The sequence below is a fragment of the Pseudomonas sp. Tun-23181 genome (assembly GCF_057415455.1).
The window spans coordinates 1,963,890-1,986,756 of the sequence record NZ_CM171630.1 but is presented as its reverse complement, the minus strand read 5'-3'; the positions used below and the strand labels follow the sequence as shown (position 1 = coordinate 1,986,756).

Sequence of the window (22,867 nt, the reverse complement as noted above, 5' to 3'; positions counted from 1 at the left end):
GGTCCTTGGATTGGGTCAGGTAAGAATCTAGCACGCTGATGGTTAGCGCGATCATCATCCACGCAGTTCGCTGCGCAGGGCCAGGTCCCAGGGAGGCACCGGGCTGAAACGGCTCTTGAGGAATTCGAGCAGCAAGCGGCTGCGAGAGTTCGTTTCATGTGCAAGGCGCAGCGCATAGATGCCGCTGCTTTCCGCCGCCGGCAGGCCGCCGTCGCAGAACAGCGGCAGCAGGTCACCCCGCACCAAGTAGTCGCTGATCAGCCAGGTGGGCAGGTGGGCGATACCAAGCCCGGCCAGTGCGCCGAACAACAGGGTCTCAGCATTGTTGGCGGTCATGCGCATGCGCGACGGGCGGTACAGGCGCGTCTGGCCGTTCACCACGAAGCGCCAGGCGAACGGTGGTGCCAGGCCGTCCCAGTCCAGGCCATCGTGTTGCGGCAGCTCGCTCGGGCAGGCCGGCACGCCACGGCTGGCCAGGTAGGCGGGGCTGGCGCAGGCGATGCGCACCATGTAGGCCAAGGGGGTGGCGACCAGGCGAGTATCGGCCAGGGGGCCGGCGCGCAGCACCAGGTCCACTTCGCCGAGGTGGCTGCCGTGCAGGTCGACGAAGCTGTCGATCAGGCGCAGTTGCACGTCCAGCCCCGGGTAGGCCACCAGGAAGTCGGCGATGGCGGGCGCCAGGTGGCGGCGACCGAAGGCGGCGGGCGCGTCGATGCGGATCAGGCCTTCCGGCGCGTTGCTCAACGACACCGCCTCGGCGCGGGCCAGGCGCAGTTCCTCGACGATACGCCGGGCCCGTTCGGCGAAGGCCGTGCCTGCCGGTGTGGCGCGCACGGCGTGGGTGCTGCGCGTGAACAGGCGGCTGCCTACGGCCTGCTCCAGGTTGTCGATACGCCGCGCCACGGCCGAGGGGGTCAGTGGATGGCGGCGGGCGGCGGCGGAGAAGCTGCCGGTTTCCAGGACGTCGAGGAACAGGCTCAGTTGTTCGGTAAGGGCATCGGGGCTCATGGTTGCTCTGCTTATGCGAAATACGCAAAGCCATTTTGCGCTGCTATGCGTTTCCCCACCAGCCCCGACTCGCTAGCATGCGCCCATTGGCAAACAGGCGGATGAGGCACTGATGATCGAGTGGTTGATGTACGTGGTCCTGGGGGCCTTCCTGGGCACGATGGGAGGCTTGTTCGGCATTGGCGGCGGGCTGATCGCCATCCCGGTGCTGGGCGTGCTGTTCGGCCTCGACCAGCAGTTGGCCCAGGGCACGGCCTTGGTGATGGTGGTGCCGAACGTGCTGTTGGCATTGTGGCGCTATCACCAGCGTAATCGCATCGAGTTGCGTCATGCGTTGCCGCTGGCGGTGTGCAGCTTCCTGTTCGCCTGGCTGGGGTCGATCTGGGCGGTGGGTATCGATGCCCAGTCCATGCGCCTGGGCTTCGTCGGTTTCCTGATCGCGCTGGCGGTGTGGAACGTGACGCGCATGTTCCTGCCGCTGGCGCCACCGAGCAGCGAGCTGCGCTACCCCTGGCCGTGGCTGGGTGTGCTGGGCGGTTTCGCCGGCACCATGGGCGGCCTGTTCGGCGTGGGTGGGGCGGTGGTCGCCACGCCGATCCTCACCAGCGTGTTCGGCACCACCCAGGTAGTGGCGCAAGGGCTGTCCCTGGCCCTGGCCGCGCCCAGCACCCTGGTGACGCTGGTGACCTATGGCGTGCACCACAGCGTTGCCTGGCCGGTGGGCATACCGCTGGCGGTGGGCGGCCTGCTCAGCATCAGCTGGGGCGTGCGGCTGGCCCATGCCCTGCCGGAGAAGGTCTTGCGCTCGCTGTTCTGCCTGTTCCTGGTGCTCTGTGCGGTGATGCTGGGGGTGGAGGGGTGAAGCGGCAAGCTCCCAGCTTGCCGCTGGTTCAGGGCGCAAACCCTTCGATGATGTAGCCGGCCATGCAGTCGGTGATCGGCGACTGGTGTTGGGTGTTGCGCAGCAGCATGACGTTGGCCAGGGGTAGCTGTGGCAGGCCTTCGTTCTCGCCGAGGATGCGCAGGTTGCCGCTGATCAGGCTTTGCAGTTGCGCGGTGACCGCAAGGCCGGCCGTGACGATGGCGAACAGCGCCGCCAGGCTCGGGCTGGTGTAGGCGATGCGGTAGTCGACGCCCTGGGCCTGCAGGGCATTGCACGCCCAGGCGCGGCAGAAGCAGTCGCTGTTGAACAAGGCCAGCGGTATCGGGCGCTGCTCCTGGGGGCAGAAGCCCTCGGCTGCCGCCCAGACCAGGCGCTCTTGGCGCAGCAACTCGCCGATCTCGTTGCCGGGCTCGCGGGTGACGATGGTCAGGTCCAGGTCTTGGCGCAGCATCAGTTGCTTCGACGAGTCGCAATGCACCTCCACCTGGATCAGCGGGTAGGCCTGGGCGAAGCTCGACAGGATCGTCGGCAGGAAGCGCATGGCGTAGTCGTCCGGGGTGCCGATGCGCACCACGCCGACCATGTGCGGCATGCGCAGGGTGTTGAACACCTCGCCCTGCAGCTTGAGGATGCGCCGGGCATAGCCGAGCAGCACCTGGCCCTCGGCGGTCAGGCGCACCTGGCGGCCGTCGCGCTCGAACAGCTGGCGCTGCAGGATGTCTTCCTCCAGGCGTTTCATCTGCATGCTCACGGCGGATTGGGTGCGGTTGACCACCTCGCCGGCGCGGGTGAAACCGCCTTGCTCGGCGATGGCGACGAAGGTGCGCAGCACGTCCGAATCCAGGCTCTGGTACTGGGACATTGCATCAATCTCCGAGATGCATGGCATCAGAAACATTCGTTGGATTGATCTTAGGCCTGGCAGGAGACTGAAGCCATCTACACGGAGGGCTTCGCGATGAAAGGTCAAATCACCACCCTGTATGGCAAACCGTCCTTTTCCTTCGTGGGGGTAGGGCGTGGGCTGCTGGCGCGGATTGCCCGTTGGCACCAGCTGTATCGCCAGCGGCGCGAGCTGGCCAGCCTGAGCGATGCGACGCTGGAGGACCTGGGGTTGAGCCGGGCGGATATCCTGCGGGAATCTGAGCGGCCGTTCTGGGATGATCCGTTGCGCAAGTGAGGATAGGGGGCATTGCCCCAATGCCAGTCAGCTAGACGGCATTGGGGCGCGAAGCGGCCCCTTAGCGGCGCACCTGCTTGAGCGTCTCGGCGATCAGGAAGGCCAGCTCCAGCGACTGGTCCGCATTCAGCCGTGGATCGCAATGGGTGTGGTAGCGGTCGGACAACCCATCCTCGGTGATCGGCCGGGCGCCGCCGATGCACTCGGTGACGTTCTGCCCGGTCATCTCGATATGAATCCCCCCGGCATGGCTGCCTTCGGCCTGGTGCACCTGGAAGAATTGCCGGACCTCGTCGAGGATCTGCGCGAAATCCCGGGTCTTGTAGCCGCTGCTGGCCTTGATGGTATTGCCGTGCATCGGGTCTGAGCTCCACAGCACCTTGCGCCCCTCGCGCTCGACGGTGCGGATCAACCCCGGCAGGTGCTCGCCGACCTTGCCGGCGCCCATGCGCACGATCAGGTTGAGGCGGCCCGGGTCGTTGTCCGGGTTGAGGATGTCGATCAGGCGGATCAGCTCGTCCGGGTCCATGCTCGGGCCGACCTTGACCCCGATCGGATTGTGCACTCCCCGCAGGAACTCCACGTGCGCGCCGTCCAGCTGGCGGGTGCGGTCGCCGATCCACAGCATGTGCGCCGAGCAGTCGTAGTCGTCGCCGGTCAGGCTGTCGCGGCGCACGAAGGCTTCCTCGTAGTTGAGCAGCAGCGCTTCGTGGGCGGTGAAGAAGCTGGTCTCGCGCAGTTGCGGTGCGCCGTCCAGGCCGCAGGCGCGCATGAACGCCAGGGTCTCGTCGATACGGCCAGCCAACTGGTGGTATTTCTCGGCCAGGGCCGAGTTGGCGATGAAGTCCAGGTTCCACTTGTGCACCTGGTGCAGGTCGGCGAAACCGCCCTGGGCGAAGGCGCGCAGCAGGTTGAGGCTGGCGGTGGCCTGGTGGTAGGCCTGCAGCAGCCGCTCCGGGTCCGGCACGCGGCTGTGCTCGTCGAAGCCGATGCCGTTGACGATGTCGCCACGGTAGGCGGGCAGGGTCACCTGGCCGATGGTCTCGTCGCCCGAGGAGCGCGGCTTGGCGAACTGGCCGGCCATGCGCCCGACCTTGACCACCGGGCAGCCGGCGGCGAAGGTCATGACGATGGCCATCTGCAGCAGCACCTTGAAGGTGTCGCGGATCTTCGCCGCGGAGAACTCGGCGAAGCTCTCGGCGCAGTCGCCGCCTTGCAGCAGGAACGCCCGGCCTTCGGTGACCTCGGCGAACTGCCGGCGCAGCTCACGGGCCTCGCCGGCGAACACCAGCGGCGGGTAGCTCGCCAGGGTCTGCTCGACCTTGAGCAGGTGCGCGGCGTCGGGGTAGGTCGGTTGCTGCTGGATCGGCAGGGTGCGCCAGCTGTCGGGGCTCCAGGGTCGGTTCATCACGGGCTCGATATCGTGGGTAGGCTGCCTGTCATGGTATCAGCTGGCGCTGCGCTTGTTGCACCGAGGGCATTGACGGACAATGCGCGTTTTGCATGGGGCAGGTGGCGAGCAATGACGACGGAGCGGGAAGAGCGGCTGCTGGCCCGGGTCGAGGATGCCTTCGGCGTCATCAGCGTGTACGAGGTGGAGGACTATCGCTTCCTCGAGTTCGGCGACGCCATCGAGCAGAGCTGCACCTTCACCGCCGACCCGAGCTGGCTGGAATACGACTACACCCGCGCCATGCTGGTCGGCGCGCTGTGCCACGGGCAGCCGGAGAGCGCGCTGTTCCTGGGCCTTGGCGCCGGTACCCTGACCCAGGCCTGTCTGAAGTTCCTGCCCCTGGAAGATGTCGAGGCGATCGAGCTGCGCCCGGATGTGCCGCGCCTGGCCATGGAGTTCATGGGCTTGGACGATGACCCGCGCCTGTACGTGCGGGTGGGCGATGCCATCGAGTTGCTGCCCAGCGCGGAGAAGGCCGACCTGATCTTCGTCGACCTCTACACCGACCATGGGCCGGGTGTCGGCCACCTGGCCTGGGGTTTTTTGGAGAACTGCCAGAGGCAGCTCAACCCGGGCGGCTGGCTGGTGATCAACCAATGGGCCGGCGACGACGGCAAGCCGCTCGGCGCGGCATTGCTGCGCGGGTTGTACCACCGGCACTACTGGGAGCTGCCGGTGAAGGAGGGCAACGTGATCCTGCTGGTGCCGGCGGACCTGGAGCAGGCGGTGGACCTTGATGGTATCCGTGCCCGTGCCGAGGCGCTGGCGCCGCGCCTGGGGTATTCGCTGGATTACCTGATCCGGGAAATCCGGGCTGCGACCTGACGGGCAGGGAAACGATTCAGCCTGTGCGGGCAGGTGGCCGAATGCTGGCCTGTGCCCTTGAAAAAAATCTAACGGCCCGGCGCGAATTCGGGTATAGTACGCGCCGGTCTTTTAGCGGACCCTAAAATCAGGTGGTGCAAATCCTCCGAGTCCAGCTTCGGCTGCGCGTCCGCTAGGCGGACCTCCCCAAGACGTTCCTTTTTCAATCGTTTTCGCAAATCCCCGCCGCCAAAGCTGCCTGGGTGACCCTCGGGTCTTTCAAGGCATGTGCAGCTTTGGAGCATGGGTCTTTGCGGATGCACCTAGAGGCAGACCCATGACCCAGGAAACCGGCGGATTCGCCGCTCTCGATCTTCATCCGAACATCGTTGCCGCCGTGCTGGCTACCGGCTATGAAGAGCCATCGGCCATCCAGCAACAATCGATCCCGATCATCCTCGCCGGTCACGACATGATCGGCCAGGCGCAGACCGGCACCGGCAAGACCGCTGCCTTCGCCCTGCCGATCCTCAACCGCATCGATGTGAGCAAGCGCGAACCGCAAGCCCTGATCCTGGCGCCGACCCGTGAGTTGGCGCTGCAAGTAGCCACCGCCTTCGAAACCTACGCCAAGCAGATGCCGGGCGTGAACGTGGTGGCCGTGTATGGTGGTGCCCCGATGGGCCCACAGCTGCGTGCCATTCGCAACGGCGCGCAGATCGTCGTGGCCACCCCGGGCCGCCTGTGCGACCACCTGCGCCGCGACGAGAAAGTCCTCTCCACCGTCCAGTACCTGGTGCTCGACGAAGCCGACGAGATGCTCAAGCTCGGCTTCATGGACGACCTCGAAGTGATCTTCGACGCCATCCCCGCGTCGCGCCAGACCGTGCTGTTCTCCGCCACCCTGCCATCGTCGATCCGTTCGATCGCCGAGCGTCACCTGCGCGAGCCGAAGCACGTCAAGATCCAGAGCAAGACCCAGACCGTCACCGCGATCGACCAGGCCCACCTGATGGTCCACGCCGACCAGAAGATCCCGGCCGTGCTGCGTCTGCTGGAAGTGGAGGAGTTCGACGCGCTGATCGCCTTCGTGCGCACCAAGCAGGCCACCCTGGACCTGGCTGCCGCGCTGGAAGCCAAGGGCTACAAGGCCGCTGCGCTGAACGGCGACATCGCCCAGAACCAGCGTGAGCGGGTGATCGACTCGCTCAAGGATGGCCGCCTGGACATCGTCGTCGCCACCGACGTCGCCGCCCGAGGCCTGGACGTACCGCGCATCACCCACGTGTTCAACGTCGACATGCCGTACGACCCGGAGTCCTACGTCCACCGTATCGGCCGTACCGGCCGTGCCGGTCGCGATGGCCGCGCGCTGCTGCTGGTCACCCCGCGTGAGCGGCGCATGCTGCAGGTCATCGAGCGTGTGACCGGGCAGAAGGTCGCCGAAGCCCGCCTGCCGAACCCGCAGGCCGTGCTCGATGCGCGTATCAAGAAGCTGACCGCGAGCCTGGCGCCGCTGGTGGCCGAATCGGAAGCCAGCCATGGCGAGCTGTTCGACCGCCTGACCGCCGACCTCGGTTGCACCCCGCGTGCCCTGGCCGCGGCCCTGCTGCGCAAGGCCACCAACGGCCAGGCGCTGGACCTGGCCTCGGTGGAGCGCGAGCAGCCGCTGGTACCGACCTACACCCCGCGTGAGCGTGGTGAGCGCAGCGAGCGTGGCGACCGCGAGCGTCGTGCGCCGATGCCGCTGCCGGAAGGCCGCGTGCGTTGCCGTACCGCCCTGGGTGCCCGTGACGGCATCGCCGCCAAGAACCTGCTGGGCGCGATCCTCAACGAAGGTGGCCTGGCCCGCGATGCCATCGGCCGCATCCAGGTGCGCGACAGCTTCAGCCTGATCGAGCTGCCCGAGGAAGGCCTGGAGCGCCTGCTGTCCAAGCTCAAGGACACCCGCGTGGCCGGCAAGCAGCTGAAGCTGCGCCGCTACCGCGAGGATTGATCCTGGCGCAATGAAAAAATCCCCGGCTCAGGCTGGGGATTTTTTTGTCTGCTCGGTAGGGGCAAGCGTTAATGCTGGGGCCGCTGCACTGTCGCAGCAGGCCTTCAGCCGAACCGATAGATATCCATCCCCAGCGCCCCCAGGGTGAAGCCCTGGTGCACCAGGCCGAACGTGCCGCCAGCCCCGAGGGCGAAGAACAGCGGCAGCAGGTGTTCGTCGCTGGGATGGTTGCGCTCCGCGAACGGTGCCTGCCGCCGATAGTCGAGCAGCGCCGCCTGGTCATCCTCGCCCAACCGCTCGACCACCCAATCACGGAACGCCAGCGCCCAGGGCTCGACGGCATCCGGCCCGGCATGCCAGTCCAGCTCGCCCAGGTTGTGGGTGATGCTGCCGGAGCCGACCAGCAGGATGCCTTCCCCGCGCAATGCCGAAAGCGCCCGGCCAACCCGCAGTTGCAACGCCGGGCCGAGCTGGCTGGGCAGCGATACCTGGATCACCGGGATGCTGGCGTCCGGGTACATCAGCGACAGCGGCACCCAGGCACCATGGTCGAACGGCCGCTCAGGGTCGAGCTGGGCGGGCAGGCCGGCAGCCTCCAGCCGCTCACTGACCTGCCGGGCCAGCAAGGGATCGCCCGGGGCAGGGTATTGCACGGCATACAACGCTGCGGGGAAGCCACGGAAATCGTGCCAGGTCTGTGGTCGTGCATGGCCTGTCACCCGTAGCGCCTGGCTTTCCCAGTGCGCCGAGACCACGACGATCGCCTTCGGCCGTGGCAGGGCGTTGGCCAGCGCGGCCAGGGCCGGTCCGCTGGCACCGGGTTGCAGGGCGAGCATGGGCGATCCGTGGGAAATGAACAGGCTGGGCAGCATGGTGTGCTCCTGGCGGTTAAGATGAGGTCATCTTCGATCAGATACCGATCGAGATCCAATATAAGTTTTCCGGGTATTTCATCGAAAAAGCGGGAGGGAACATGGAGCCAGCGTTCTGGCACAAGCGGTGGGCAGACAACCAGATCGGCTTCCACCAGGCGCAGGTCAATTCCTGCCTGCAGGCCCACTGGCCCGTGCTGGGGCTGGCGCCGGGCAGTCGCGTGCTGGTGCCGCTGTGCGGCAAGACCCTGGACCTGGCCTGGCTAGCCGGCCAGGGGCACCGGGTGCTGGGCGTGGAGCTGTCGCGGCGGGCGGTGGAGGCGTTTTTCCATGAGCATGGCCTGACGCCGGAAATCAGGGTGCAGGGGGATTTCGAAGCCTGGCGCAGCGGCGATGTGGAGTTGTGGTGCGGGGATTTCTTCGCCTTGCGGGCCGAGGATCTGGCCGACTGCGTCGGTGTGTATGACCGCGCGGCCTTGATTGCACTGCCGCCGAGCATGCGTGAGCGCTACATGGCGTTGCTGTCGGCGTTGTTGCCGGCTGCCTGCAAGGGGCTGTTGGTGACGCTCGACTATGACCAGGCGCGGCTCGACGGGCCGCCGTTTTCCGTAGCGGATGATGAAGTGCGGCGAGGGTTCGCGGGGTGGCGAGTGGAACTGCTGGATGAGCAGGAGGTGCTCCGGGACAGCCCGAAGTTCATCCAGGCTGGAGTGCCGAGCCTGGTCGAGCGGGCCTACCTGTTGCAGCGGTGAGGGGGCATCTTGGGGCGCGAAGCGGCCCCAGTTCGCAAGAAAAAGGGCGACCGAAGTCGCCCTTTTTTGTTCCAGCCGGATCAACCGCGACGGCGCAGGGCCTCGATACGGTCTTCCAGCGGCGGGTGGCTCATCAGCAGGCCGGCCAGGCCGTGCTTGAGGCCGCCGTTGATGCCGAACGCCTTCAGGGTGTCGGGCATGTGCACCGGCATGCCTTGTTCCACGCGCAGGCGCTGCAGTGCGCCGATCATCGCGCCGGTGCCGGCCAGCTGGGCGCCGGCTTCGTCGGCGCGGTACTCGCGGCGGCGCGAGAACCACATGACGATGATGCTGGCGAGGATGCCCAGGACCAGCTCGGCGACGATGGTCGCCACGTAGTAGGCAATGCCCTGGCCTTCTTCGTTCTTGAAGATGACCTTGTCGACGAAGTTGCCGATGATGCGCGCGAAGAACATCACGAAGGTGTTCACCACGCCCTGCACCAGCGCCAGGGTGACCATGTCGCCGTTGGCCACGTGGCCGATCTCGTGGGCCAGCACGGCACGCACTTCATCGGGCGAGAAGCGTTCGAGCAGGCCTTGGGACACCGCCACCAGGGCATCGTTGCGGTTCCAGCCGGTGGCGAAGGCATTGGCCTCGTAGGCCGGGAAGATACCCACCTCGGGCATCTTGATGCCGGCCTCGCGGGACAGCTCCTCGACGGTCTGCAGCAGCCACTGTTCATGGCGCGTGCGCGGCTGGGTGATGATCTGGGTGCCGGTGGTCATCTTGGCCATCCACTTGGAGATGAACAGCGAGACCAGGGAGCCGGCGAAACCGAACACGGCGCAGAAGACCAGCAGTTGGTTGAGATTGAGGTCAACCCCGTTGGCCGCCATGAACCCGTTGAAGCCGAACAGGCTCAGGGTAATGCTTGCAACCAGCACCACCGCGAGGTTGGTGGCTACAAACAACAAGATGCGCATCATGGTTGTTACGTTCTCCTGACGGACGAAAATGTCGCTTACTGCGGGCTATATAAGGGGCGGGTCCCGGCGATTCAACCGGTCGACTATTTCAAACTGTGTACCGGCGGAGTATGACAGAGGATTCTGAGAAGCTTCGAAGATAGAGCGTTGCAGGATGTAAGGAATATCCCATCCGGACGGGTGCAAGCGGGGACGCTGCGCGCTCCATTCGCGGCGCGCCGGTGTGCTGCTCCCACATGGCCCTGCAAGCCGCACCATTCGTGATCGACTCGGACCCTGTGGGAGCCGGCTTGCCGGCGATGGGCTGCACCGCAGCCCCCATGGCATTCGAGCTTACTGCTGATAGCTACGCAGGAAATTGCCGATCCGCCCGATCGCCTGCTCCAGGTCATCCACCCGTGGCAAGGTGACCACGCGGAAGTGGTCCGGCCACGGCCAGTTGAACGCCGTGCCCTGGACGATCAGCAGTTTCTCCGAGAGCAGCAGGTCGAGGACGAACTTCTCGTCGTTGTGGATCGGGCAGACCTTCGGGTCGATCTTCGCAAACGCGTACAGCGCGCCCATCGGCTTGACGCAGCTCACCCCGGGGATGGCGTTGAGCAATTCGTAGGTGCGGTTGCGCTGCTCGAGCAGGCGGCCCGGCGGCAGCACCAGGTCGTTGATGCTCTGGTAGCCGCCCAGGGCGGTCTGGATCGCGTGCTGCGCCGGCACGTTGGCGCACAGGCGCATATTGGCCAGCATGTCGATGCCTTCGATGTAGCCCTGGGCATGCTGCTTGGGCCCGGAGATGATCAGCCAGCCGGAGCGGAAGCCCGCCACCCGGTACGACTTGGACAGGCCGTTGAAGGTCAGGCACAGCAGGTCCGGGGCCAGCGAGGCGGTGCTGATGTGCACGGCTTCGTCGTAGAGGATCTTGTCGTAGATCTCGTCGGAGAACACCACCAGGTTGTGCTGGCGCGCCAGCTCCAGCATGCCCAGCAGCAGTTCGCGCGAATACACGGCGCCAGTCGGGTTGTTCGGGTTGATGATCACCAGGGCCCTGGTGTTCGGGGTGATCTTGGCCTTGATGTCTTCAAGGTCGGGGAACCAGTCGGCCTGCTCGTCGCACAGGTAGTGCACCGGCTTGCCGCCGGCCAGGCTCACGGCGGCGGTCCACAGTGGGTAGTCCGGCGCCGGGATCAGCACTTCGTCGCCATTGTTGAGCAGCGCTTGCATCGACATCACGATCAGTTCGGAGACGCCGTTGCCCAGGTAGATGTCCTCGATGCCGACACCTTCGATCTGCTTCTGCTGGCAGTACTGCATGACCGCCTTGCGCGCGCTGAACAGGCCCTTGGAGTCGCTGTAGCCCTGGGCGGTGGGCAGGTTGCGGATCACGTCCTGGAGGATCTCGTCCGGCGCCTCGAAACCAAAGGGCGCCGGGTTGCCGATGTTCAGCTTGAGGATGCGATGGCCTTCCTCTTCCAGGCGTTTGGCGTGCTTGAGCACTGGGCCGCGAATGTCGTAGCAGACATTGGCGAGCTTGTTCGATTTGCTGAACTGCATGATGTGATCCCGATTGAGAAGTCGCGGCGCGCCGCCGTCAAAAGGTTTGAAAAGGGCGAGGCGCGTGCCAGACTGGCTGGCACAACAAGCCGACTAATATACGTGCCACCGGCGCCATAAATAAAGACGGCGCACGGTGAAATTCAGCCTGCCGAGGTTCACCCATGCAAAAGATCGAGAAAACCCTGGAGCAGTGGCGCGAGATGCTCGATCCCGCCCAGTACCAGGTGTGTCGCCTGAAGGGCACCGAACGGCCGTTCAGCGGCAAGTACAACAGCGAGCGCCGCGACGGCATCTACCATTGCATCTGCTGCGATCTGCCGCTGTTCGACTCACGCACCAAGTTCGACGCCGGCTGCGGTTGGCCGAGCTTCTACGAGCCGATCGAGGAGGGCGCGATGATCGAGGTACGCGACACCTCCCACGGCATGATCCGTACCGAGGTCACCTGCGCCCGTTGCGATGCCCACCTGGGCCATGTGTTTCCCGACGGCCCGCCACCGACCGGCCTGCGCTACTGCATCAACTCGGTGTGCCTGGACCTCAAGCCGCGTGACTGACCGGAGAACCGACATGGCCGATTCCCTGCTGGACATTCCCTGCGTCACCCTGGGCGGCGAGCACAAGCGGCTGGGCGACTTCCAGGCCAAGGCGCTGCTGGTGGTCAATACCGCCAGCCAGTGTGGCTTCACGCCCCAGTACAAGGGCCTGGAACAGCTGTGGCAGCTCTACCGCGAGCGCGGGCTGGTGGTGCTGGGTTTTCCCTGCAACCAGTTCGGCAAGCAGGAGCCGGGCGATGCCCGGGAGATCGCCCAGTTCTGCGAGCGCAACTTCGGCGTGAGCTTTCCGCTGTTTCGCAAGATCGAGGTCAACGGCCCTGGCGCTCACCCGTTGTTCGTCGAACTGAAGCAACGCGCGCCTGGCGTGCTCGGCACCCAGCGCATCAAGTGGAACTTCACCAAGTTCTTGGTCGATCCGGCCAGCGGCAAGGTCACCCGCTATTCCCCGAGCACCAAGCCCGAGGCGCTCAAGGCAGCGGTGGAGGCCTTGCTCAGCCGCTGATCGGCACCCAGTGGTCGATCAGCGCCAGCAGCTCCTCGCGGCGAAACGGCTTGGCCAGGTAGTCGTCCATGCCCGCGGCCCGGCAGCGTTCGCGCTCCTCGGGCATGGCGTTGGCCGTCAGGGCGACGATGGGCAGTTGTGACCAGCGCCCGTCCTGGCGAATCCGTCGGCTGGCTTCGTAGCCGTCCATCACCGGCATGTTGCAGTCCATCAGCACCATGTCCACGGCCTCCCGCTCCAGTTGCTCCAGGGCTTCGGCGCCCTGGGTGGCGAGCAGCACCTCGCAGCCGAGCTTGGCCAGCATGCCCTTGGCCACCAGTTGGTTGACCGGGTTGTCTTCCACCAGCAGGATGCGCGCCCGCTGTCGTTGGGCCTTGGCCTGTGCGCCGCCCTGCGGGGTGTCGGCCTCGCCACCTTGCAGGGTGCGCCGCAGGGTCTGGTACAGGGCCTTGCGCGCCAGGGGGCGGGCCAGTTGCAGCAGTGGCGCCAGGCCTGTGGCCGCTTCGCCGTGCAGGAAGCTGCCATAGGCGGTCACCAGCAGGATGGGGGCCTTGAAGCCAGGGCGTAGCGCGAGCGGATGTTCCCGGTTGTCGGTGATCAGCAGGTCGGGCGCCGTAATCTGCACCTCGGCCAGGTCGTCCAGCCGTCGGTAGTCGAGCCCCCAGCCGGGCAACAGGGCCTGTAGCAGCTCCGCCAGGCCACTGGTGGCGTTGCACAGGGCGACGACACGCCCCTGCAACGGTGCCGGGGCCATGGCCTCGGTATGGGCGGGCAGGGGCAGGTCGGCGCTGAAGCGGCTGCCGAAGCCCGCCTCGGAGTGGATGTACAGGTGCCCATGCATGACCTTGCACAGGTTGTGGGTCAAGGTCAGGCCCAGCCCGGTACCGCCGTACTGGCGGGTGATGCCGGCGCCGGCCTGGGTGAAGGGCTGGAAGATCCGCGCCTGGGCCTGTTCGGGAATGCCGATGCCGGTGTCGCGCACCTCCAGGCGCACACCACCGACGATCGTGCCCAGGCGCACGTCGACACGGCCGAAACGGGTGAACTTGAGCGCATTGGACAGCAGGTTGCTGACGATCTGCCGAACCCGGGTGGGGTCGCCCAGCACCCTGCTGGGGAAGTCGCTGGCCACCAGGCAGGTCAGCTCGACATGCGCCGCGGCATTCTGCGACAGCAGGTTGGCGGTGTCCTCGACCATGGCGCCCATGTCGAAGGGGATGCGCTCGAGTTCCAGTTGGCCGGCATCGAACTTGGACAGGTCGAGGATATCGTTGAGCAGCTCGACCAGCACCTTGCCCGAATCATGGGCGATCGACAGCTGTTGGCGTTGTTCGGCGGCCAGCGGGCTGTCCAGGGCCAGGGCGATCATGCCGAGCATGCCGTTGAGCGGGGTACGGATCTCGTGGCTCATGTTGGCCAGGAAGGCGGCCCGCGCCTGGGCCATGTCCAGGGCGCGTCGGCGGGCTTGCTCCAGCTCCTGGTTGGACTGGCTCAGGCGCTCGTTGCTGGCCTTGAGCTCGTCGGTGCGGGCCGAGACGATGTCTTCCAGCTCGTTGAGGTACTGGGTCAGGCGGTTCTCGGCGTTGCGCCGCTGCTGGATCTCGGTGGCCATGCTGACGAATTGCTGGTTGGCCACCTTGACCAGCACGCCGATCTCGTCGTGCTCGTGGCCGTGGGGGCATTCCAGGCGGGCCTGCTGCGGTTGGCGCGGGTCGCTGCTGCTCAGGGCGCCGATCACCGTGACCAGCGGCCTGGTCAGCATCATGTAGAACAGCGCCAGGAGGATACCGGCCAATACCAGGCTGCGGGTGAAGCCGTTGACCAGGGTGACCCCGGCGCGGTCGAGGAAACGGCTGCCGAAGGCGTAGGTGTCGACATCCAGGTACAGCGTGCCCAGGTACTCGTGGGGCATGTGGGCGAAGAACAGGCGCTCCTGGAACAGGCGTTGCTCGCCGAACAGGAAGTCGCTCAACGGGCGGTAGCGGTCTTCCACGCGCGGGCGCTGGACATCGGCCAGCACGGTGTCGTTGTTGTCGATCAGCCGGGCGCGGATCACCGTCGGTGCCTGCAGAAGGCCCCGGGTCAGTTCCTGGGCCAGTTCGGCGTCGATGTTGTAGGCCACGCGTGAGGCCGGATCACGGCTGATTTGCAGCAGCGCTTGCACTTCGCGGTTGATGGAGGCGTCTTCGCTGGCATAATCGATGCCGATCTGGATGAGACTGAGCAATGTTCCCAGGATGAAGCCGACCAGGACTGTCAACCGGGCTTGCTTGTATGACAGGCGATTGGTGAACTTGATATCCATGAGTCCCGAGCCGGTTTCATGTCCCTTGCGCTGCGCAAGCATAGCCGATCAGCCTCGGCTGCTGGCGGGTCTGTCTGTTCATTTCAGTTGATGGCTTAGAGGGGGCCGCCTGACGGCCCCGAAAAAACTGAAATCTGTCTGCTAGGAGTCGTCATGGACGCTCGCTTGAATGCTTTCCTGGAACGCGCCGAATCGGTACTGGCGCGCCTCGAACCCCTGTTGCCCGCGCCCCGCCCGGACATCGACTGGAGCACCACCCTGGCTGCGCGCTGGCAGCGCGATGGCCGCAGCGGCTACCTGATGCCGCTTCAGGTCAGCCTGGACATCCGCCTGGACGACCTGATCGGCGTCGACCAGCAGCGCGAGCAACTGGGCCGCAACACCCGGCAGTTCATCGATGGCATGCCGGCCAACCACGCCCTGCTGTGGGGCTCGCGCGGCACCGGCAAGTCGTCGCTGGTGCGTGCCCTGTTGGCCGAGCACGCAGGCCGGGGCCTGCGCCTGATCGAGATCGAGCGTGACCACCTGGCCGACCTGCCGCGGGTGGTCGAGCAACTGCAGAAGCTGCCTCAACGTTTCGTCCTGTTCTGCGACGACCTGTCGTTCGAAGCGGGGGAGGGCGACTACCGGGTGCTCAAGAGCGTGCTCGACGGTTCGCTGGAGCAGGCCCCGGACAACGTGCTGTTGTACGCCACTTCCAACCGCCGCCACCTGGTGCCGGAGAAGCAGAGCGACAACGAGAACTGGAAGATGATCGACGGCGAACTGCACCCCAGCGAGGCGGTGGAAGACAAGATCGCCCTGTCCGACCGTTTCGGCCTGTGGCTGTCATTCTACCCGTTCACCCAGGAGCATTTCCTCAACGTGGTCGAGCACTGGATCGGCCAGTTGGCCCAGGCGGCCGGGCTCACCTGGCAGCGCGACGAGGCGCTGGACAAACTCGCCGTGCGCTGGGCCACTGGCCGCGGCAACCGTAATGGCCGTTGTGCCTACCAGTTCGCCCGCTACTGGGTCGGACTGCAATTGCTGGAGCAGAAACAATGATCGATCTCAATGCCAGTGGCAGCGGCCTCGATGGCTACGACCTGCTGGCCGCGCAAGTACAGGCGCTGTTTGCCGACGAGCGCGATTTCATCGCCAACGCCGCGCAGTTCTCGGCCTTCCTGTTCAACCAGGTGGAGGACTTGAACTGGGCTGGCTTCTACCTCAACCGCGACGAGCAGTTGGTGCTCGGGCCGTTCCAGGGCCAGGTGGCCTGCGTGCGCATTCCGTTCGGCAAGGGGGTGTGCGGTGCCGCGGCGGCTTCGCGGCAGACCCAGCGGGTCGAGGATGTGCATGCCTTCCCGGGGCATATCGCTTGCGACAGCGCCTCCAACAGCGAATTGGTGATTCCGCTGGTGAAGGCGGGCCGGTTGATTGGCGTGCTGGATCTGGACAGCCCGAAGCTGGCGCGCTTCAGCGAGGCGGATCAGCTGGGGCTGGAGCGCTTGGCGGCGATCTTCCTCGAGTTGACCGACTGCCGATAAAAGAAAAGGGCCGATGATGATGGTAATGCTGTTCACTTAAGCAATTGGGGCCGCCTTGCGGCCCTTCGCGGGCAAGCCCGCTCCCACAAGTACGCTGCAAGCACGATCCTGTGGGAGCGGGCTTGCCCGCGAAGGGCTGCAAGGCAGCCCCAATCGATGTCACATCAGACTTAAGTGAACAGCATTACGATGCTGATGGCCCCTTTTCATGCCTGTTCAGGCCCACGGCTGAGCCAGGATCAGTCGTAGATCACCTTCTTCTTCCAGGTCTCGTCCTCATCGGTCTTGAGTCCCTGGGTCAGCGCGTTCTCGTCGCTCTGCGCCGGCTCCATCTGGTCCAGCACCTGGGCATTGGCCCGCGCCAGCAGTTTCTCCAGGTAGGTCAGCTGCTCTTCGTACACCTTGGGCTCGGGCTGCTTGCGCAGGTATTGCACGCCCCGTTCGAAGGCCAGGCGCGCCTGCCCCGGCTGGTTCTGCTGCAGGGCCTGCTGGCCGAGGTTGTTGAAGAACTCGATGTGCAGCAGCACCAGCATGTGGCGGATCTCCTTGACCCAGTGCTTGCCTTCGCTGGTGGCCAGGAAGCCTTCCTGGGTGGCGCGCACGACCTGGTTGTGCAGCAGCTCCAGCAGGAAACGCACGTCCTTGGCCTTGGCCTCGGTCTGGATCGGGCTGGGCGGGTTGTTCACCGCAATCCCTTCGCCCTGGGCGACCAGCCCTTCGAGTTCGGTGATGCGCGCCGCGAGGTCGCCGTTGTGCTTGTCCAGGGCCAGTTGGCGCTGGTTGAGGTTCAGCTCCAGGCGGGTCAGCAGCAATTTGAGGGCGGGCGTCATCAGTTGCCCGGGGAAGGTCTCGGTGATCTCGCCGCAGCGGCGCAGGCGCTCGCCCAGTTCGATCTTCAGGCGCGCGCGCTCGAGCTTGGCGTTCTCGACCACGTTGTTCAGATAGCCGATCACGATCAGCAACGCGATACCCGCCACGATGAGCAGGGTGATCAGAAGTGGTGTCACCGTTAACGCCTCATGAAGAAGTTTTACAGCTTGAGTGTAGTAAGTTCGCTTTCGACCGAACAGTGCAGCCGGGCGGACAGCGTTCGATCTGCTGTAGCCCCCTGTGGGAGCGGGCTTGCCCGCGAAGCGGTCCCCACTGAGTGGGTATCGGCAAAAAGCCCGATTTCCCCAGGTGCTGGCACTTTGCTGCGAGCTTGCCGGGGTGTCGTCAGAAAATCAACGCCAATCCTTGGGCGCCTCCAGCCCTGGCTATCAAGAAGGGCGGAAGTCATTGATTTAAATAAATTTCCACAAAAGGGTTGACGGCTTCCCAAGGCGTCCATAGAATGCGCGCCACTTGCAGCGTAAAGCACAACGCGATATGCGGCAGGGAGTGAAAAGATGTAGCGTGTCCCCTTCGTCTAGTGGCCTAGGACACCGCCCTTTCACGGCGGTAACAGGGGTTCGAGTCCCCTAGGGGACGCCAATGCGGGAATAGCTCAGTTGGTAGAGCACGACCTTGCCAAGGTCGGGGTCGCGAGTTCGAGTCTCGTTTCCCGCTCCAGTTTCCACGGCATGGCCTTCGGCGGTGCTGGAAAAAGAAATCCAGGATGCTTCGAAAGGAAATCCTGGTGCGCTGAAAAGCGTTGTGTGTCCCCTTCGTCTAGTGGCCTAGGACACCGCCCTTTCACGGCGGTAACAGGGGTTCGAGTCCCCTAGGGGACGCCATTTGCGGGAATAGCTCAGTTGGTAGAGCACGACCTTGCCAAGGTCGGGGTCGCGAGTTCGAGTCTCGTTTCCCGCTCCAGTTTCGATACTGTGGCGTCTATGCGGTGCAGTGATGGTGAAGGTCTTCAAGGCGCTTCACGTCGATTGGCGGTAAAGCTTCACAATGCGGGAATAGCTCAGTTGGTAGAGCACGACCTTGCCAAGGTCGGGGTCGCGAGTTCGAGTCTCGTTTCCCGCTCCAAATATCGATTTGCAGGGTTCCAAGGGAGTCTGTAGATCAACGAAAAAAGACGCTTCGGCGTCTTTTTTCGTTTGTGCGGCGCCGCATCACATGGGCTGGCCATTGCGCCATGGGCAAGGGTGCGTCAGACGCTCGAGCCTCCGTGACCCGCTTGCGCTGCGGCCCGATGAAGCTGTTTACCCACCCAGATGACGATGGCCGCTTTCTCGTAGAGCTCTGCTGCCGACACGCTGGCGTCGGGGCGCAGGAGCGCCAGGCTGCTCCTGGCCGTGCCGTCGTGCAGCGGCTGCACCCAGCCATGCGTCAAGCCCATCGCTTGCGCCCTGGCCCACATGTCAGGGGTGGCGGCGAAGATTTCTGGGGTCCAGAACAACGGGAGCTCCGAACCTTGCTGGTGGGGGGCGCTAAGCTCGAGTGCGGCGTGAATCAATGCAGGGGCTCCCGCCGGCAGGTTACCTGACTCGACGTGATGCCCAGGGCTGCAGAAGGAAAAGTCATGGAACCGAAATCCCAGTTCGTTGGTGATATCCGGCAGGGCGTCGAGCATTGCAGGTAGATCGCTCAAGCGTTGCCAGTGTTCAATGGTCCTGCATTTCATTGCACCTCCTTGTAGGTTGACGCCTGACCTGTGTCGGTCGTGGCGGTCCGACTACCTTTCTTTCTGGAATCGTTGAGGCGGGTCTAGCCGGGGCTGATAGGTCAACCACTGTAGCGCTGAATCCGTGTCCAGGAAAATAAACAGGATGTTTAATCAAGTGGCTGATGAAATCTAACCTGCCAATGGAGCATGGTGTTTTTTGTACTTGGCGTCTGGAGGTCGGGCTGAGCCTTGCCGGAGCCGAGCCGCCTCCGTCACTCGTAACTCACAGTAAAGCTCAACGCGCCCTCCGCCAGCCCAGGTGTGACCTTCGAGGCGCTCTGGTAGTAGCGGGCCTGGAAATCCAGGCGTGTCACGCCTATCTCCACGGGTTTCACATTTACCTTGGTACCTAGCGGCATCGGCGTACCATCGCTGCGTAATAGTTGGATTTCGATGCCCGCGGCGTCCGAGCTTCCCGTCAGGCTGAACCGCCCTTCAGCCGGTACGGTTGGGGTCGAGCCTTTCACGCCATCGAGCTCGATATGAACTCGGGCGGGCTGAGGGTTAGGCGCGCTGGCGTCCTGGCAATCGCTCAGTGTGATATGGAAGGGCACCGCAGGTGTTGTCGTACCAACACCTTTGAAATCATCGAGCTTGTAGTCGCCCAAGAGTACCGGGTCGGCGCTTACGGCATCGGCTTTCAACGAACATTGGGCCTGATGGACCGTTGCACTGAGGTGATACTCCATGACTTTGCCGAAATGGTGGATGAAGCCATGGAATATTTCGCCGCTGACGAACTGGGGCCCTGGTGGGATGTCGCCGATCTTTATGAACAGGGCTTCACCGTACATCGCTGACAGAGGCATGTTGAATCCTGTATTTCTTCTCATCGTCCCGGTATAGGGGATTGCCGTAGAGCCGTCGTCGGGCGTGAAGTTGTTATCGGCGCTGTCATTGTAGGGGTAGCCCAAATCAATGTAGACGCCAACGCCTGGCACATTCGTCTGCATCACGTGGCCATTGACATCCTTGCCGTTAATCGGAGGGAGAGTGCCTGGGAATATAGGCGCCGTGTTGGGCAGGTTGGCCGTGGGTGGATCGTCGGGCATGTAGAAGCAGTTCAGGACCGCGCCTTCCTTGTTTCCCGTATACATGTCTTGCGGGCTGCCGATGACCGAGCCTATGGGGGCGTCTCGGGGCACCCAGAGGGTGCCCATGGCGCGTTCGAAGGTCATGTAGGTCGGGCCGGGGTGGAATCGGCAGTAGGCTTGCACAGACGTTGACAGCAACCAGCAGGGCAGCGCACAAAGTGCCAGCCCGAAGGCGCGGTGACGATGACGGTAACTCGATTTCATTAGAAGAATTCCTGGGCAGTCAAAGAGGAAGAAGGGCTGACGTCATGGTCATGGATGCGATGGCAGTCCAGGCTCTGCAGGCGATACCCGTTGTCCACTGCCATGCTGTGCGGGTCGAGCGCCACTTGGCAGGCTTGCGCGTGAGCATCGCCCCAGCGTACGGTCACGTTCTGCTGGCCTTGCGTGCTGGTCGCCAGCAGTGTCTGGCCGGCCTGACCCACCACGCCCAGGGTTTGCCCCTGGCTGTCGATGACCTGGGCGCCAAACGGCAGTGGCTGGCCGTCGGCTTGCCGGAGTGTCAGCACCATGCGTATGACCCGGCGCGCCTCGAAGGCGGCCTTGACCACTGCGCCGCGCCGGGGCACTACCTGCTGGCTGGCATTTTCGATGATGATCTCTGGCGACAATTGGTCGGTTTCCAGCACCAACGAGTTGCTCCGGTACGGGCGCAGGTAGGGAACCAGGGCATAGCCCTCGGCATTGGTGCGTGAGGCGGTATTTTGTATGCCCAGATCGGCTACCTCCGGCACATGGACCAGCGCCATGGTCTCGCCAAGGTACGGGCTCAATGCCACGCCTTCACCATGCAGTAGAAGCGCGCCGCTGGCGTTGACCGACAGGTTCCGGTAATCGTCGCCTTCGGTGTAGCCCATGCCGATACTGCCCTGGCTGCCTTGATAGGCTAACGACAGCGCGCCGCTTTTGTGCCCCATCCTATCGTTGGTCGCTGAGGCGGTGTAGTTGAGCCGACTGCCCGGCAGGGTGCCGTTGAGGCTGGCGCGTTCGCTGTAGCGGCCATTGTCGCGTTGCAGATCGAATGTGGCGTGGTGGGGGGTGCCGAAGTCCAACGGCAGGCTCAGGCTCACCCCAAACAGGCGGTTGTCGCTGTTGCGTGAATCCAGTGCTTGGGAGGCGAAGAGGTTGATTCCCAGGTTTCCCATGCGGGTGGTGTATTGCACCTGGTACTGGCGGCGCTGATAACGGGTGTGCCAATAGCTGTCTTGCGAGAAGGTCAGGTTCAGGGTGCTGCGCTGGCCGATGCTCTGGTACACCGAGGCTTCCAGGCGGCTGCGTCGATTGCCTCGATAGTGAGTGGCAGCGTTGCGTTCTCGCACGGCCTCGTCGAAATCGCGATACCCTTCGGTGGAGTAGCGGTAGCCGGCGAAACGCAGGTTGGTGCGGGTCTGGAAGCTTTTGCCGTAGCGGATGGCGAAACTGTGGCCCTGCACCTTGCCCAGCTCGGCACCAAGATCGCTGTCGGCACGGGTCACGTCGAACGACAAGGCGCCAAGGTGCGCGAAGTCGCGCGCCAGGCCGAACACGCTGGCATTGTAGTAGTCGCTCGACAGCAGACCGCCATAGAGGGTGGTGTCCCAGGCACCGCCGCGGGCCAGCGTGGCTTGCCAGAAGGGTGGATTGTCGAGATGCTCGGAACCGTCGTAGCGGCCGACGGTTGCCGTGTAGCGCCAGATGCCGTCGCGCAGCAGGTTGCCGATCGATGCGTAGGGTTGGGTAAAGCGGCGGACTTGACCGTCGGCTTCGGTGATCACCACCTCCAGTTCACCATGGCCCGACCCTACGCTCAGGTCGTCGATGGCATAAGGGCCCGGGGCCACATAGGTGGAATAGATCGGGTAACCATTGTGCAGGACTTCGATCTTCGCTCGGCTCTGGGCAACGCCACGTATCACCGGGGCATAGTGCTGCAGTGCGTCAGAGAGCATGCCGTGGTCGGAGGCCAGTTGCGCGCCCTTGAAGCGCACGCTGCGAAACATCTCGTTGTTGGTGAACGTCTCGCCCAGGGTGAGGTTGGCGTGCAAGCCTGGTATGTCGCGCTGGGCATAGGTGTCGCTGCGCGTCCAGCTGCGCGAGCCGTCCTGGTCTTCACGCAGGGCCTGGTTGCTGCGCAGGCGCCAGCCACCGAGATTGAGGCCGGTATTGAGGTACAGGTCCTGGCTGCTGCGGCTACCCCCTGCGCGGCTGCTGCTGTGCTGGGCCGATGCCTGGTAGTTGATGAAGGCGGCATCGATGCCCTCGCTCCAGCGCGCTTCAGGTACGCTACCGAGCCGGTCCTGGCGCAGGACGATCTGCGGTATGGAGAGCGATAGTTGCAGGCGGGTCGGGTCGAACTCGACGCGTGCCTGGGGTATGACCTGCTGCAAGTCCAGACAGCGGTCGTCATCAGGCAGGGGCATGTCCAGGGCCTCTTCGCGCAGGTTCAGCTCGCGTAGCAACTCTGCATTGATGCAGGGTTGCAGGCCACGGCCATCACGACGTTCGCTGAAGTCCACATCGCGTTCGTGCAGGGGTACCAGGTTGAGGAGGATTGCTACGCGATAACGCCCGGCAGGCAGGGCGGTTTGGGTGGCAAGGGCCTGTAGCGCCAGGGCACCGGCTTCGGCGGATTGGCCGGGCGGTTGCCGCATGAAGCCTGCCTGGAATGCGCTGGGTGCAGTGGCCGCTGCCGTGGGTGCAGCCAAGGTCAGGATCATGCTGCAGCCAAGCAGCGGTGGCAATCGGGGAAAAGGGGGGCGCGACGGCATTAGCCTGCGCCGTGCGAGCTGGAGCATGGGCGTGTCCTGAGCGGCGCCAGCGAGAGATGGAGCAAAAGTGGCGCCT

The 22,867-nt window shown here is 64.5% G+C and carries 20 protein-coding genes and 5 tRNA genes; 14 read left to right on the top strand and 11 right to left on the bottom strand.

The genetic code is table 11. From position 1 onward, the window contains the following. Nucleotides 1–54: 54 nt before the first annotated feature. A complete protein-coding gene (locus tag ACDI39_RS09650; RefSeq protein ID WP_225787106.1) occupies nucleotides 55–1,008 on the bottom strand; it encodes a LysR family transcriptional regulator in 954 nt (317 codons plus the stop codon). Nucleotides 1,009–1,120: 112 nt separating this feature from the next. On the opposite strand from ACDI39_RS09650, the gene ACDI39_RS09645 reads away from it, so the two are divergent. Next, nucleotides 1,121–1,870 (top strand): sulfite exporter TauE/SafE family protein, encoded by a 750-nt coding sequence (locus tag ACDI39_RS09645; protein ID WP_225787105.1) that lies wholly within the window; start codon nucleotides 1,121–1,123, stop codon nucleotides 1,868–1,870. A 28-nt stretch (nucleotides 1,871–1,898) separates the two neighbouring features. Here ACDI39_RS09645 and ACDI39_RS09640 read toward each other — a convergent pair whose 3' ends face one another. Beyond that, the gene (locus tag ACDI39_RS09640; protein WP_225787104.1) at nucleotides 1,899–2,753 is read right to left on the bottom strand and encodes a LysR substrate-binding domain-containing protein; all 855 of its coding nucleotides are present in this window, start codon (nucleotides 2,751–2,753) and stop codon (nucleotides 1,899–1,901) included. 96 nt (nucleotides 2,754–2,849) lie between these two features. Here ACDI39_RS09640 and ACDI39_RS09635 point away from each other — a divergent pair, with 96 nt between their 5' ends. After that, nucleotides 2,850–3,071: a DUF1127 domain-containing protein gene (locus ACDI39_RS09635; protein WP_225787103.1), complete on the top strand. Its 222-nt coding sequence runs from the start codon at nucleotides 2,850–2,852 to the stop codon at nucleotides 3,069–3,071. A gap of 61 nt (nucleotides 3,072–3,132) precedes the next feature. Here ACDI39_RS09635 and ACDI39_RS09630 read toward each other — a convergent pair whose 3' ends face one another. Then, nucleotides 3,133–4,479: a class II 3-deoxy-7-phosphoheptulonate synthase gene (locus tag ACDI39_RS09630; RefSeq protein ID WP_225787102.1), complete on the bottom strand. Its 1,347-nt coding sequence runs from the start codon at nucleotides 4,477–4,479 to the stop codon at nucleotides 3,133–3,135. A gap of 114 nt (nucleotides 4,480–4,593) precedes the next feature. Between ACDI39_RS09630 and ACDI39_RS09625 the strand changes: the two genes are divergently transcribed. Next, the gene (locus ACDI39_RS09625; RefSeq protein WP_253080453.1) at nucleotides 4,594–5,349 is read left to right on the top strand and encodes a spermidine synthase; all 756 of its coding nucleotides are present in this window, start codon (nucleotides 4,594–4,596) and stop codon (nucleotides 5,347–5,349) included. 316 nt (nucleotides 5,350–5,665) lie between these two features. Then, entirely contained in the window at nucleotides 5,666–7,324 is a 1,659-nt protein-coding gene (locus ACDI39_RS09620) for a DEAD/DEAH box helicase (RefSeq protein WP_486538491.1), read from the top strand. A gap of 104 nt (nucleotides 7,325–7,428) precedes the next feature. Here the strand turns inward: ACDI39_RS09620 and ACDI39_RS09615 are convergent, their stop codons facing one another. Further along, the gene (locus ACDI39_RS09615; protein WP_253090858.1) at nucleotides 7,429–8,196 is read right to left on the bottom strand and encodes a DODA-type extradiol aromatic ring-opening family dioxygenase; all 768 of its coding nucleotides are present in this window, start codon (nucleotides 8,194–8,196) and stop codon (nucleotides 7,429–7,431) included. A gap of 101 nt (nucleotides 8,197–8,297) precedes the next feature. On the opposite strand from ACDI39_RS09615, the gene ACDI39_RS09610 reads away from it, so the two are divergent. Continuing rightward, nucleotides 8,298–8,948, top strand: a complete 651-nt coding sequence (locus ACDI39_RS09610; RefSeq protein WP_253167569.1) for a thiopurine S-methyltransferase — start codon at nucleotides 8,298–8,300, stop codon at nucleotides 8,946–8,948. 80 nt (nucleotides 8,949–9,028) lie between these two features. Here the strand turns inward: ACDI39_RS09610 and htpX are convergent, their stop codons facing one another. Together htpX and ACDI39_RS09600 are read right to left on the bottom strand one after the other, a co-directional pair. After that, a complete protein-coding gene (gene htpX, locus ACDI39_RS09605) occupies nucleotides 9,029–9,916 on the bottom strand; it encodes a protease HtpX (RefSeq protein ID WP_225787098.1) in 888 nt (295 codons plus the stop codon). 333 nt (nucleotides 9,917–10,249) lie between these two features. Beyond that, nucleotides 10,250–11,461, bottom strand: a complete 1,212-nt coding sequence (locus tag ACDI39_RS09600) for a pyridoxal phosphate-dependent aminotransferase (RefSeq protein WP_225787097.1) — start codon at nucleotides 11,459–11,461, stop codon at nucleotides 10,250–10,252. A 164-nt stretch (nucleotides 11,462–11,625) separates the two neighbouring features. Between ACDI39_RS09600 and msrB the strand changes: the two genes are divergently transcribed. Beyond that, on the top strand, nucleotides 11,626–12,021 hold the full coding sequence (gene msrB, locus ACDI39_RS09595) for a peptide-methionine (R)-S-oxide reductase MsrB (RefSeq protein ID WP_253080452.1): 396 nt from the start codon (nucleotides 11,626–11,628) through the stop codon (nucleotides 12,019–12,021). Nucleotides 12,022–12,034: 13 nt separating this feature from the next. Further along, nucleotides 12,035–12,523 (top strand): glutathione peroxidase, encoded by a 489-nt coding sequence (locus ACDI39_RS09590; protein ID WP_225787095.1) that lies wholly within the window; start codon nucleotides 12,035–12,037, stop codon nucleotides 12,521–12,523. On the opposite strand, the gene ACDI39_RS09585 is transcribed toward ACDI39_RS09590, so the two are convergent. Beyond that, on the bottom strand, nucleotides 12,513–14,870 hold the full coding sequence (locus ACDI39_RS09585) for a response regulator (RefSeq protein ID WP_253080451.1): 2,358 nt from the start codon (nucleotides 14,868–14,870) through the stop codon (nucleotides 12,513–12,515). The two genes, ACDI39_RS09590 and ACDI39_RS09585, sit on opposite strands and share 11 nt — an antisense overlap. A 111-nt stretch (nucleotides 14,871–14,981) precedes the next feature. Here ACDI39_RS09585 and ACDI39_RS09580 point away from each other — a divergent pair, with 111 nt between their 5' ends. Together ACDI39_RS09580 and ACDI39_RS09575 are read left to right on the top strand one after the other, a co-directional pair. Then, nucleotides 14,982–15,872, top strand: a complete 891-nt coding sequence (locus ACDI39_RS09580) for an ATP-binding protein (RefSeq protein ID WP_225787093.1) — start codon at nucleotides 14,982–14,984, stop codon at nucleotides 15,870–15,872. After that, nucleotides 15,869–16,354 carry a GAF domain-containing protein gene (locus ACDI39_RS09575; protein ID WP_225787092.1) on the top strand — a complete coding sequence of 162 codons (486 nt, stop codon included), beginning with the start codon at nucleotides 15,869–15,871 and terminating at the stop codon, nucleotides 16,352–16,354. The genes ACDI39_RS09580 and ACDI39_RS09575 overlap by 4 nt, the downstream gene beginning before the upstream one ends. Before the next feature lie 239 nt (nucleotides 16,355–16,593). Here the strand turns inward: ACDI39_RS09575 and ACDI39_RS09570 are convergent, their stop codons facing one another. Beyond that, on the bottom strand, nucleotides 16,594–17,361 hold the full coding sequence (locus ACDI39_RS09570) for a hypothetical protein (RefSeq protein ID WP_225787091.1): 768 nt from the start codon (nucleotides 17,359–17,361) through the stop codon (nucleotides 16,594–16,596). Between the two features lie 390 nt (nucleotides 17,362–17,751). Here ACDI39_RS09570 and ACDI39_RS09565 point away from each other — a divergent pair. From ACDI39_RS09565 to ACDI39_RS09545, 5 genes are all read left to right on the top strand, one after another. After that, nucleotides 17,752–17,827: transfer RNA gene (locus ACDI39_RS09565), tRNA-Glu, on the top strand. A gap of 2 nt (nucleotides 17,828–17,829) precedes the next feature. Further along, nucleotides 17,830–17,905 (top strand) — tRNA-Gly (locus ACDI39_RS09560). A gap of 88 nt (nucleotides 17,906–17,993) precedes the next feature. Continuing rightward, nucleotides 17,994–18,069: transfer RNA gene (locus ACDI39_RS09555), tRNA-Glu, on the top strand. 3 nt (nucleotides 18,070–18,072) lie between these two features. Next, nucleotides 18,073–18,148, top strand: a tRNA-Gly gene (locus tag ACDI39_RS09550). An 86-nt stretch (nucleotides 18,149–18,234) separates the two neighbouring features. Next, nucleotides 18,235–18,310, top strand: a tRNA-Gly gene (locus tag ACDI39_RS09545). A gap of 124 nt (nucleotides 18,311–18,434) precedes the next feature. Here ACDI39_RS09545 and ACDI39_RS09540 read toward each other — a convergent pair. From ACDI39_RS09540 to ACDI39_RS09530, 3 genes are all read right to left on the bottom strand, one after another. Next, nucleotides 18,435–18,908: an autoinducer binding domain-containing protein gene (locus ACDI39_RS09540; protein WP_253080450.1), complete on the bottom strand. Its 474-nt coding sequence runs from the start codon at nucleotides 18,906–18,908 to the stop codon at nucleotides 18,435–18,437. A gap of 254 nt (nucleotides 18,909–19,162) precedes the next feature. Next, a complete protein-coding gene (locus ACDI39_RS09535; protein ID WP_253166263.1) occupies nucleotides 19,163–20,248 on the bottom strand; it encodes a fimbrial protein in 1,086 nt (361 codons plus the stop codon). Then, the gene (locus tag ACDI39_RS09530; protein ID WP_253080448.1) at nucleotides 20,248–22,818 is read right to left on the bottom strand and encodes a fimbria/pilus outer membrane usher protein; all 2,571 of its coding nucleotides are present in this window, start codon (nucleotides 22,816–22,818) and stop codon (nucleotides 20,248–20,250) included. The genes ACDI39_RS09535 and ACDI39_RS09530 overlap by 1 nt, the downstream gene beginning before the upstream one ends. Between the last annotated feature and the right edge of the window lie 49 nt (nucleotides 22,819–22,867).

Coding starts and splice junctions, on each gene's coding strand:
- ACDI39_RS09585 (WP_253080451.1), bottom strand. CDS start 14,870: ATGCTTGCGCAGCGCAAGGGACATGAAACCGGCTCGGGACTCATGGAT.
- htpX (WP_225787098.1), bottom strand. CDS start 9,916: ATGATGCGCATCTTGTTGTTTGTAGCCACCAACCTCGCGGTGGTGCTG.
- ACDI39_RS09590 (WP_225787095.1), top strand. CDS start 12,035: ATGGCCGATTCCCTGCTGGACATTCCCTGCGTCACCCTGGGCGGCGAG.
- ACDI39_RS09650 (WP_225787106.1), bottom strand. CDS start 1,008: ATGAGCCCCGATGCCCTTACCGAACAACTGAGCCTGTTCCTCGACGTC.
- ACDI39_RS09580 (WP_225787093.1), top strand. CDS start 14,982: ATGGACGCTCGCTTGAATGCTTTCCTGGAACGCGCCGAATCGGTACTG.
- ACDI39_RS09630 (WP_225787102.1), bottom strand. CDS start 4,479: ATGAACCGACCCTGGAGCCCCGACAGCTGGCGCACCCTGCCGATCCAG.
- ACDI39_RS09640 (WP_225787104.1), bottom strand. CDS start 2,753: ATGTCCCAGTACCAGAGCCTGGATTCGGACGTGCTGCGCACCTTCGTC.
- ACDI39_RS09540 (WP_253080450.1), bottom strand. CDS start 18,908: ATGAAATGCAGGACCATTGAACACTGGCAACGCTTGAGCGATCTACCT.
- ACDI39_RS09615 (WP_253090858.1), bottom strand. CDS start 8,196: ATGCTGCCCAGCCTGTTCATTTCCCACGGATCGCCCATGCTCGCCCTG.
- ACDI39_RS09625 (WP_253080453.1), top strand. CDS start 4,594: ATGACGACGGAGCGGGAAGAGCGGCTGCTGGCCCGGGTCGAGGATGCC.
- ACDI39_RS09535 (WP_253166263.1), bottom strand. CDS start 20,248: ATGAAATCGAGTTACCGTCATCGTCACCGCGCCTTCGGGCTGGCACTT.
- ACDI39_RS09620 (WP_486538491.1), top strand. CDS start 5,666: ATGACCCAGGAAACCGGCGGATTCGCCGCTCTCGATCTTCATCCGAAC.
- ACDI39_RS09575 (WP_225787092.1), top strand. CDS start 15,869: ATGATCGATCTCAATGCCAGTGGCAGCGGCCTCGATGGCTACGACCTG.
- ACDI39_RS09610 (WP_253167569.1), top strand. CDS start 8,298: ATGGAGCCAGCGTTCTGGCACAAGCGGTGGGCAGACAACCAGATCGGC.
- msrB (WP_253080452.1), top strand. CDS start 11,626: ATGCAAAAGATCGAGAAAACCCTGGAGCAGTGGCGCGAGATGCTCGAT.
- ACDI39_RS09530 (WP_253080448.1), bottom strand. CDS start 22,818: ATGCTCCAGCTCGCACGGCGCAGGCTAATGCCGTCGCGCCCCCCTTTT.
- ACDI39_RS09600 (WP_225787097.1), bottom strand. CDS start 11,461: ATGCAGTTCAGCAAATCGAACAAGCTCGCCAATGTCTGCTACGACATT.
- ACDI39_RS09645 (WP_225787105.1), top strand. CDS start 1,121: ATGATCGAGTGGTTGATGTACGTGGTCCTGGGGGCCTTCCTGGGCACG.
- ACDI39_RS09635 (WP_225787103.1), top strand. CDS start 2,850: ATGAAAGGTCAAATCACCACCCTGTATGGCAAACCGTCCTTTTCCTTC.